The organism is Hypericibacter sp., from assembly GCF_050729195.1.
Classification (GTDB): Bacteria; Pseudomonadota; Alphaproteobacteria; order Dongiales; family Dongiaceae; genus Hypericibacter.
Genome location: NZ_JBOHKS010000021.1, coordinates 1 through 8,948, shown reverse-complemented (window position 1 = coordinate 8,948; position 8,948 = coordinate 1). Strand labels below are relative to the sequence as shown.

Here is an 8,948-nt window from a genome sequence, read left to right as displayed (position 1 = left end):
CCCGCAAGGGGAGGGGCCGTGGATTCTTTCACAAGCTCCTTCGCCGGCATGACAAAATACTGCGCGCGCAAAAGAAAAAGGCCCCATCCTTCTCAGGACAGGGCCTTCGCATTGCTAAGTGGATTGGCGTCAGTTCGCCAGATTCTGCTCGATCGCGGCGTTCTTGATCGACTTCTGCAGCTTCTCGAAGGCGCGCACCTCGATCTGACGCACGCGCTCGCGGCTGATGTTGTATTCCTTGCTCAGATCCTCGAGCGTGGTCGGCTCGTCCTTGAGCCGGCGCTCGGTCAGGATGTGACGCTCGCGCTCGTTCAGGCCCTTCATGGCCGAGACCAGCAGCGCCTGGCGCTTGCCAAGCTCTTCGCTCTCGCCCAGGAGGGCCTCCTGGTTCTTCGACTCGTCTTCGAGCCAGTCGATCCATTCGCCTTCGCTGTCGGCGCGGGGCGACGCGTTGAGCGAGTGATCCGGGGCTGCGAGGCGCCGGTTCATCTGCACCACATCGTCCTCGGGCACATCGAGCTGGGTCGCGATCTTGGTGACGGTCTCGGGTGCCAGATCGCCCTCTTCGATCGCCTTGAGCTGGCCCTTGATGCGCCGCAGATTGAAGAACAGCTTCTTCTGCGCCGCGGTCGTGCCCATCTTCACCAGCGACCAGGAATGCAGGATGTATTCCTGGATGGCGGCACGGATCCACCACATGGCATAGGTCGCGAGACGGAAGCCGCGTTCCGGATCGAAGCGCTTGACCGCCTGCATCATGCCGACATTGCCTTCGGAGATGAGCTCGTTCACCGGCAGGCCATAGCCGCGATAACCCATCGCGATCTTGGCGACGAGGCGCAGATGGCTCGTCACCAGCTTGTGCGCCGCCTCGGTGTCCTCATGCTCCCGCCAGCGCTTGGCGAGCATGTATTCTTCATTTGCCTCCAGCATCGGAAACTTGCGGATGTCCTGCAGGTAGCGGCTGAGATTGCCGTCCGACAGTGCTGGCAGGGATCGACTGAAACTGGCCATTTGAAGTCCTCCTTACGCCCCTCGCGTAACCCCTCTATTCCAAGGGATCGGAGTTTCCCGCGGAATTTTGGCACTTGTGAGGCACAAGTGCTAAATTTGGTCGGTCTCGTTGGATTTCAAGGGGTTACGGCCAAGTAACTATTATTAACCATTATATTGATTCTAAAGAAGAAATCAAAGCCTGCATGTCCGGCGGGAGCGGGGACTCCCAGCGGAGGGCCTCGCCGGTCACCGGATGCTCGAATCCCAGGAGCCAGGCATGGAGCGCCTGGCGCTTGAAGCCGGCGACGACCTCCCGGACCTTGGGTGGCAGGGCATTGAGCCGAGCCGGGGTGGCACGGCCATAGGTCGGGTCGCCCAGCAGCGGATGGCCGATCGAGGCCAGATGGACCCGGATCTGGTGGGTTCGGCCGGTGGCCAGCCGGCATTCGACCAGGCTCGCCAGCCGCCCGAAGCTCTTCAATACCCGATAGCGCGTCAGGGCCGGTTTGCCGCCCCGCGCCAGCACCGTCATCTTTTTGCGGTGGACCGGATGGCGGCCGATATTGCCCTCGATCTCGCCCGATTTCTTCGCGGGCACGCCCCAGACCACGGCCTGATAGGCGCGCTCGACCTCATGCGCCGCGAAGTCGGCCGCGAGCTTGCGATGCGCGATGTCATGCTTGGCCGCGACCAGGAGCCCGCTCGTATCCTTGTCGAGCCGGTGAACGATGCCGGGCCGGCGCACCCCGCCGATCCCCGAGAGCGACGCGCCGCAATGGGCGATGAGCGCATTGACCAGGGTGGCGCCCTCATTGCCGGGAGCCGGATGCACGACCATGCCGGCGGGCTTGTCGATGACGATCAGCGCATCGTCCTCATAGCGCACGACCAGCGGGATATCCTCGGGCTGTGGCGTGGGCGCGGTCGCGTCGGGGATCGAAATGACAAAGTTCTGGCCTGGTTTGACCCGCTGGGAGGGGTCGGATATGGTCCGCTCGCCCGACCGGACGCAGCCCTCTTCGATCAATGATTTGAGGCGGCTGCGGGAAAGATCGGGCAGCCGCGCGGCGAGCGCGCGGTCGACCCGCTCGCCCTGCTGATCGGCCTCGATCGTCACCTCAAGGCGGCGTTCGTCTGCAGCTTCCATCGCTTTCGAGACTGGACCAACTCCATGCGTGCCCTCAAGGCTCTCGTCATCGTGATGGGGATCATCATCGTGATCGGCGTCGCCATCGTGGTGGTGACGATCGTGCATCGGATGCAGGGCAAGCCCGGCACGGCTACGACGGCCAGCGGTGCTGCGCAGCTGGGCGATGTCGTGCTGCCGCTGCCGCCGGGCTGCCGCGTGGCCGAGATGACCTCGGTCAACGACCGGCTCTGGCTCCGCTTGGAGCCGCTCACCGGCAACGCCGCCGATGCGGCCTGCGCCGACATCCTCATTCTCGATCCGGCGACCGGCAGCGTCGTCGGCCGGCTCAGCCCGGGCACGTCGGGCTGACCCAAGCGGTCGAGCCATCCGGACGCGGATCGGGAACTTTCAGCAAAAGAGGCCATGATGGATTTCCGCAGCGACAATGTGACCGGCGCGCATCCCAAGGTGATGGACGCCCTGGTGGCGGCGAACCGGGACGCGGTCAGCTCCTATGGCGAGGATCCGTTCAGCGCGCGGGTGACGCGCAAACTCTCCGAGATCTTCGAGACCGACTGCACGGTGTTCCCGGTCGCGACCGGCTCGGCCGCGAACGCGCTGGCGCTGGCGACGATGACGCCGCCCTGGGGCGCCATCTTCTGCCATGAGGTCTCCCATGTCGCGACCGACGAATGCGGCGCGCCGGAATTCTTCACCGGCGGCGCCAAGCTGGTCAATCTCGGCGGCAAGGGCGCCAAGATCGAAGCGAGCGAGATCGAGGCGCGCGGCGGTGTCGGCAAGGGCGTGGTGCATCATGTGCAGCCGGCTTCCGTCAGCATCACCCAGGCGACCGAATACGGCACGGTCTATCGCCAGGACGAGATCGCCGCGATCGGCGCCGCCTGCAAGCGTCACGGCCTGCGCTACCACATGGACGGGGCCCGCTTCGCCAACGCGCTCGTGACCCTGAACCGCAGCCCGGCCGACCTCACCTGGCGCGCCGGCATCGAGGCGCTCTCCTTCGGCGCCACCAAGAACGGAGCCCTCGGCGTCGAGGCGGTCATTCTTTTCGACAAGACGATGGCGGCCGAATTCGAGCTGCGGCGCAAGCGGGCGGGTCACCTGTTCTCCAAGATGCGGTTCCTCTCGGCCCAGCTCGAGGCCTATCTCGAGGGCGATCTCTGGCTCGCCAATGCCCGCCATGCCAATGCCATGGCCAAGCGCCTGGCCGAGGGCCTCGCCCGGCTGCCGGGCTCGAAGCTCGAGAACGAGATCGAGGCCAATGAGATCTTCGTGCGGCTGCCCGAGGCCGCGATCGCAGGGCTCGAGCGCGAGGGCTTCAATTTCTATCGCTGGGACGGGGCGCAGTTCCTGCGGCTGGTGACGGCTTGGAACACCGAGGTCCAGGCGGTGGACGCTTTCCTGGCGGCGGCCAAGCGGCTGCTGGCCGCCAACGCGGCTTAGCCGAAGTCGACCTCTTCAACTCCGTGCTACTGCGGCTCCTCGCTCCTCTCACGGCAGGGCGAGGAAGCGGCCTTGCTGCTTGCCATTCACGGCAAGCTACGCGCCGTCCACCCCATCAGGTCGAACTCCGTCCCGGCAATAGGAAAAACCGAACCAGTGGTTCATGAATTCATATTTTTTGAATGCAAGCGGCTCCACTAAACTGGCGCTCGGATCCGCTAAGGATCTTCGGATGCCGGATAGGGGCGCAGAAATGTCGATTGAGAGAGTGGAGACGCTCGTTGTCGGCGCCGGCCAGGCCGGCATTGCCATGAGCGAGCATCTGAGCAAGTCCGGCATGCCTCATCTCGTCCTGGAGCGGCACCGGATTGCCGAACGCTGGCGCTCGGAAAGATGGGATTCGCTGGTTGCCAACGGTCCGGCCTGGCACGATCGATTTCCGGGCATGGAATTCTCCGACACCGATCCCGATGCCTTCGCCCAGAAGGAGAAGGTTGCGGACTATTTTGTCGCTTACGCGGAAATGATCGCGGCTCCGATCCGCTGCGGCGTGGAGGTCAAGTCGGTGCGGAGCCATGTCGGCCGGCCCGGCTTTCATGTCGAAACGTCGGAGGGCGTCATTGAAACCGCCTACCTCGTTGCCGCCACCGGGCCCTTCCAGCGCCCTGTCATCCCGGCCGTCGTTCCTGAAGATGCGGGACTGTTTCAGATCCATTCCAACGCCTATCGCAATCCCGCCCAGCTGCCCGAGGGGGCGGTGCTGGTGATCGGGGCGGGATCTTCGGGAGCGCAGATCGCCGACGAGCTCTTGCGTGCGGGAAAGCGTGTTTTCCTGTCGGTCGGTCCGCATGACCGGCCTCCGCGCGGTTATCGCGGGCGTGACTTCGTCTGGTGGCTGGGGGTCCTTGGCAAGTGGGATGCCGAGACCCCGCCGCAAGGCAAGGAACATGTCACGATCGCGGTGAGCGGGGCCTATGGCGGCCGGACCGTCGACTTCCGGCGTTTCGCCGAACGGGGGATGACGCTGGTTGGGCGGGCGGAAAGGTTCGAAGACGGTGTGATGTCCTTTGCGCCGGATCTTGCGGACAATATTGCGCAAGGGGATGCGAACTACCTGTCGGTATTGGACGAAGCCGACGCTTTTGTCGCCCGCAATGGTCTCGACCTCCCCGAGGAGCTCGACGCCCGCAATATCGGGCCCGACCCGCACTGCGTGACCGACCCCGTTCTCGAGTTGAACCTGGCGAAGGCTGGAATCGCCTCGATCATCTGGGCAACAGGCTTTGCTGTCGATTATAGCTGGCTGAAGCTCGACACATTCGACGAGAAAGGGAGGCCGAAACATCGCCGCGGTGTCTCGGCGGTGCCTGGGCTCTATTTCCTGGGATTGCCATGGCTGTCGCGAAGGGGGTCCAGTTTCATCTGGGGCGTCTGGCACGACGCCAAGCACGTGGCGGACCATATTTCCATGCAGCGCGGCTATCTCGCCTATCATCCTTGCGCCCGGGGGAAGACCAAAGGCTCATAACCAAAAGACGAGGTCGAGGCCGATGAGACCCTCGCGCACGGAAGTTCAGGCCGTGGATGCGTTCCTGGCGGCGGCCAAGCGGTGGCTGGCCGCCAACTCGAGCCTAGCCCGGCCGGCCGTGGCGCGGCAGGACCTCTTGCCGCATCAAGGGCTTGAACCCTATCGCGAAAAGGCTTGATCGGGGCGGGGCCTTCCCCTATTCAAAGGCCCTCTCGGGCGCCCGCCGGATCCCCCTGGGATCAGGGCCAGGAGCCACCCCGAGCCTGCTGATAGGTCCCCTTCGTCTAGTGGCCTAGGACACCGCCCTCTCACGGCGGTAACAGGGGTTCAAATCCCCTAGGGGACGCCAGCCATTTCCAAGCTCTCGGCTTGAAGCAGAGACCGCCGCTACTTCCTGATTCCCACGAGACAGCGCATGACGGTGCGGCCTTTCCCTAGGGCGAAGGCGACCTTCACGCGCGACGCGATGTGGCCTAACCTCTCCTTCCATCAAGCGAAAGACCTGTCCCTCTCGGCAATGGCTGCAGAGGACATCCAGGAACGGCAGCTCACCGCAATCGCGTCGGTTTGCGGCTGCGAGAACCATCGGAGCGTTCGTCCATGCGCCTTCATCGCAGGCTCGCCGTCGCCGCTGCGGCCACGGCGTTGTTTTTTCTCATTGCCGGCAGCAGCGCGGGCGCGGCCGATTCGACCTTTCCTCTGCCGAGCGACGACCGTGCGCAGATCGAAAAATATCTGGGGACCGGCGTTATCGGCGAGCCCATCGCCGCCAAGCCGTTGATGGCGGCCGATCAGTATTTGCCGCCGGGGAATAAGGTCACATCCTATCAAGTGCGCGAATCGAGCGGCAAAACGCGCACCGAGAACCACAAGGTCGAAGCCACCACCGATCCGATGTTCGCCCCGGGCTGGCGCTATTCCGCCGAGCCGGTCGGTGCATTCTTCCTGCAGAAGACCGCCGATGGGGGCGTCGTCATCCTGGGTTCGCAAGACCTCGAGGAGAAGGTGCTGTCGCGCTACACGCCCGGCGAGCCGCTGATTGTGACGGGGTTGGCGCCGGGCCAGAGCCGGAAGGTCACGGTTAAAGTGGCGGTTTCCGACCTATCCGATCCGACCGATGTCAATCACACGGGATCGCTCGACGTCACCTACAGCTATATCGGCGCCTACAAGGTCACGGTTCCTGCGGGCAGCTATGACGCCGTTCTCATCAAGTGGGACTACAAAGGGTCCGTAGGGCCGGCGAGCATCAAGCTGACCGAGTATCGGTTCATTGCCCCGGGCGCGGGCATGGTCGCCATGGTCGAAAGCCGACAGATTTCGGCGATGCTGATCTACAACGACAAGACGAAGCTCGGGAAGCTGATGCAGACCAAGCCCTGAGCCACGGGGTCGGCGCTGCAATCGGGCCATGACGAGGTCCGATTTCCAGACCGAAAGTCCCCTCGAAAGCGCCGCCGGCAAGACCGGGAATAACCGGCGCGGCCGGTTCCTGGACGAGGATCGCCGGATCCGAGCGTCCTTCTCTCCTGGCAACATCGCGCGGAATAGGAAAATAGTTAGCGCCGGCTGACCTACCGGGCTTAGCATAGGGACCTATGCACTGATTTCTCGCGGCGCTTTCGCGACAGGGAAAGAGCGGGCGATCGAAACCGCCCCCCTTGACGAAGACCGCGCGCCTTGGACGCAACGGGGGACTCATGGTCAAGCGGGTGGCGCGCCAAAAGGCGCCGACGACAACGCGCGGCTCCATCTCGGGAGCCGGCGCGAAAGCAAACCTCAGCGGGCGACGTTTTGTCGGCAAGACGGTGCTGGTCAGCGGCGGCGCCGGCGGCATGGGCCGCGCGGCGGCCCTTCGGTTCGCGGCCGAGGGCGGCAAGGTCGGCATCCTCGATATCCTGGATAAGGAAGGGCAGGAGGTCGAACGGCTGATCCGCGAATCCGGCGGCAGCGCGCTGTTCGTGAGGACCGACGCATCGAAGTCCAAGGCGGTCACGGCCGGCATCGCGAAGATCAACAAGCAGTTCGGCCCGATCGATGTGCTGTTCAATCACGCCGGCACCGTTACCGTCCGACCGTTCCATCTGACCACCGAGGCCGAATATGACCGGCTGATGGACATCAATGTCCGCTCGGCCTTCCTGGTCTGTAGGGCCGTGGTCGCGCAGATGCTGGAGAACGGCGGCGGCTCGATCGTCATCACCTCGTCCAACGGCGGCGAGATGGGCTTCGCCCTGGAATCGATCTACTGCATGACCAAGGGCGCGGTGCTGCAGCTCACGCGCTCGCTCTCCACCGAATACCGGAACCACAATATCCGCTGCAACGCCATCTGCCCCGGCTTCGTGAAGACGGCGCATGGCCTGCGAGAGATCAAGGAGCTCGACGGTCTCGGCCAGAAATGGAGCGATGCCGATCTGAATGCCGCGCAGGTGCGGATCTGCGAGCCGGAGGAAGCGGCGGCGGCGGCGCTGTTCCTCGCCTCCGACGATGCCAGCTTCATCAATGGCGCCGCGCTCTATGTCGACAATGGGTGGTTCGCCAAAGGCTAGACGTCGCAACCGTCACGGCCGTTCAAAAGAGACCGTGACGCAAACAATCGAAACATTGGGGGAAGAAAATGACTGAGAGACCACTCGACGCCGAAGACAGGGTCATCGCGGGCTTCGGCTACAAGCCGCAATTCAAGCGGGTGCTCGGCCTCTTCGCCGATTTCTCGCTGGGCTATTCCTATATGAGCCCGCTGGCGGGCTTCTATGCGTTGTTCGCCTTTGCCCTGACTGTCGCGGGCCCGGCCTATTTCTGGACCATACCGGTCATCCTTTTCGGGCAGGTCCTGGTGGCGATGATCTTCGCCGAAGCCTCCTCGCAATATCCGATCGCCGGCGGCGTCTATCAATGGGCGCGGCGGCTTGTCGGTCCGCGCTGGGGTTTCCTCACCGCCTTCATGTATCTGCTGGCGCTCCTCGCCACCAATGCCGGCCTGGCCTATGGCGGCGCTCCCTATCTGGCGGCTCTCTTCGGTTATGAGGTCACGCCCTTCTCCAACGCGATCGGTGCGATGGCGATGATCATCATCGCCGCGATCATCAATTTCGGCGGCACCAAGGTCCTCGCCAAAGGCGTCGAGGCGGGCGTCTGGGCCGGGCTCATCGGCCTCGGCTTTGCCGGCGTCTATCTGCTGTTGTTCGGCCAGGTCCAGCCCTGGAGCGTCCTGGTCGAGAATTTCGGCGCCGGATCGGACAATTACGTCGCGGCGTTGTTCGCGGCGAGCCTGATCGGCATCTGGATCATCTTCGGCTTCGAGGCCTGCGGCGATCTGGGTGAGGAAGTCCAAGAAGCCAGCCATAAGATTCCGCGGGCGATGATGCTGACCATGGCGGTCGGCGGCGCCAGCACGTTGGTCATCGGGTTGGGCATGACGCTGGCGGTTCCCGACATGCAGGGTGCCGTCAGCGGCACCGTCGCCAACCCGGCCGAGGCCGTGCTGCTGGCGAACTTCGGCCCGATCGGCGCCAAGCTCGGCATCATCATGCTCGTCATCATCATCGTCAGCGCCGCGGCCGCGATCATGGCGTCGACCAGCCGCCTGCTGTTCTCCATGGCGCGCGATCGGCTGGTGTTCGGCCATCATACGCTGGCCAAGATCGACGAGAAGCGCGGTCTGCCCAACGCCGCCATCATGACGGCCACGGTCGTGCCTTGCATTATCATCCTGCTGGGCATGTTCTCCAGCAACGCGATCTGGCAGGTGATCAGCTTCGCCACGGCGGGGATCTACACCTCGTTCCATATGGTGGTGGGCGGTGCGCTCTATGCCCGGCTCAAGGG

The 8,948-nt window shown here is 64.0% G+C and carries 8 protein-coding genes and 1 tRNA gene; 7 read left to right on the top strand and 2 right to left on the bottom strand.

What is annotated here, in order from left to right:
- Nucleotides 1-129: 129 nt before the first annotated feature.
- Together rpoH and ACREE8_RS01610 are read right to left on the bottom strand one after the other, a co-directional pair.
- Nucleotides 130-1,014: an RNA polymerase sigma factor RpoH gene (rpoH, locus tag ACREE8_RS01615; protein ID WP_431571228.1), complete on the bottom strand. Its 885-nt coding sequence runs from the start codon at nucleotides 1,012-1,014 to the stop codon at nucleotides 130-132.
- A gap of 151 nt (nucleotides 1,015-1,165) precedes the next feature.
- Entirely contained in the window at nucleotides 1,166-2,113 is a 948-nt protein-coding gene (locus ACREE8_RS01610) for an RluA family pseudouridine synthase (protein ID WP_431571227.1), read from the bottom strand.
- 54 nt (nucleotides 2,114-2,167) lie between these two features.
- Between ACREE8_RS01610 and ACREE8_RS01605 the strand changes: the two genes are divergently transcribed.
- The 7 genes from ACREE8_RS01605 to ACREE8_RS01575 form a co-directional block, all read left to right on the top strand.
- Nucleotides 2,168-2,494 carry a DUF6476 family protein gene (locus ACREE8_RS01605; RefSeq protein ID WP_431571226.1) on the top strand — a complete coding sequence of 109 codons (327 nt, stop codon included), beginning with the start codon at nucleotides 2,168-2,170 and terminating at the stop codon, nucleotides 2,492-2,494.
- 54 nt (nucleotides 2,495-2,548) lie between these two features.
- Nucleotides 2,549-3,589, top strand: coding sequence for a threonine aldolase family protein (locus ACREE8_RS01600; RefSeq protein WP_431571225.1), 1,041 nt, complete (start codon nucleotides 2,549-2,551; stop codon nucleotides 3,587-3,589).
- Between the two features lie 232 nt (nucleotides 3,590-3,821).
- Nucleotides 3,822-5,117 carry a flavin-containing monooxygenase gene (locus ACREE8_RS01595; RefSeq protein WP_431571224.1) on the top strand — a complete coding sequence of 432 codons (1,296 nt, stop codon included), beginning with the start codon at nucleotides 3,822-3,824 and terminating at the stop codon, nucleotides 5,115-5,117.
- Nucleotides 5,118-5,390: 273 nt separating this feature from the next.
- Nucleotides 5,391-5,466 (top strand) — tRNA-Glu (locus tag ACREE8_RS01590).
- 218 nt (nucleotides 5,467-5,684) lie between these two features.
- A complete protein-coding gene (locus ACREE8_RS01585; RefSeq protein WP_431571223.1) occupies nucleotides 5,685-6,500 on the top strand; it encodes a hypothetical protein in 816 nt (271 codons plus the stop codon).
- Between the two features lie 278 nt (nucleotides 6,501-6,778).
- Nucleotides 6,779-7,669, top strand: a complete 891-nt coding sequence (locus tag ACREE8_RS01580) for an SDR family NAD(P)-dependent oxidoreductase (protein ID WP_431571222.1) — start codon at nucleotides 6,779-6,781, stop codon at nucleotides 7,667-7,669.
- Nucleotides 7,670-7,737: 68 nt separating this feature from the next.
- Nucleotides 7,738-8,948, top strand: a 1,211-nt coding sequence (locus tag ACREE8_RS01575; RefSeq protein ID WP_431571221.1) for an APC family permease, incomplete at its 3' end; no start/stop codon positions are given.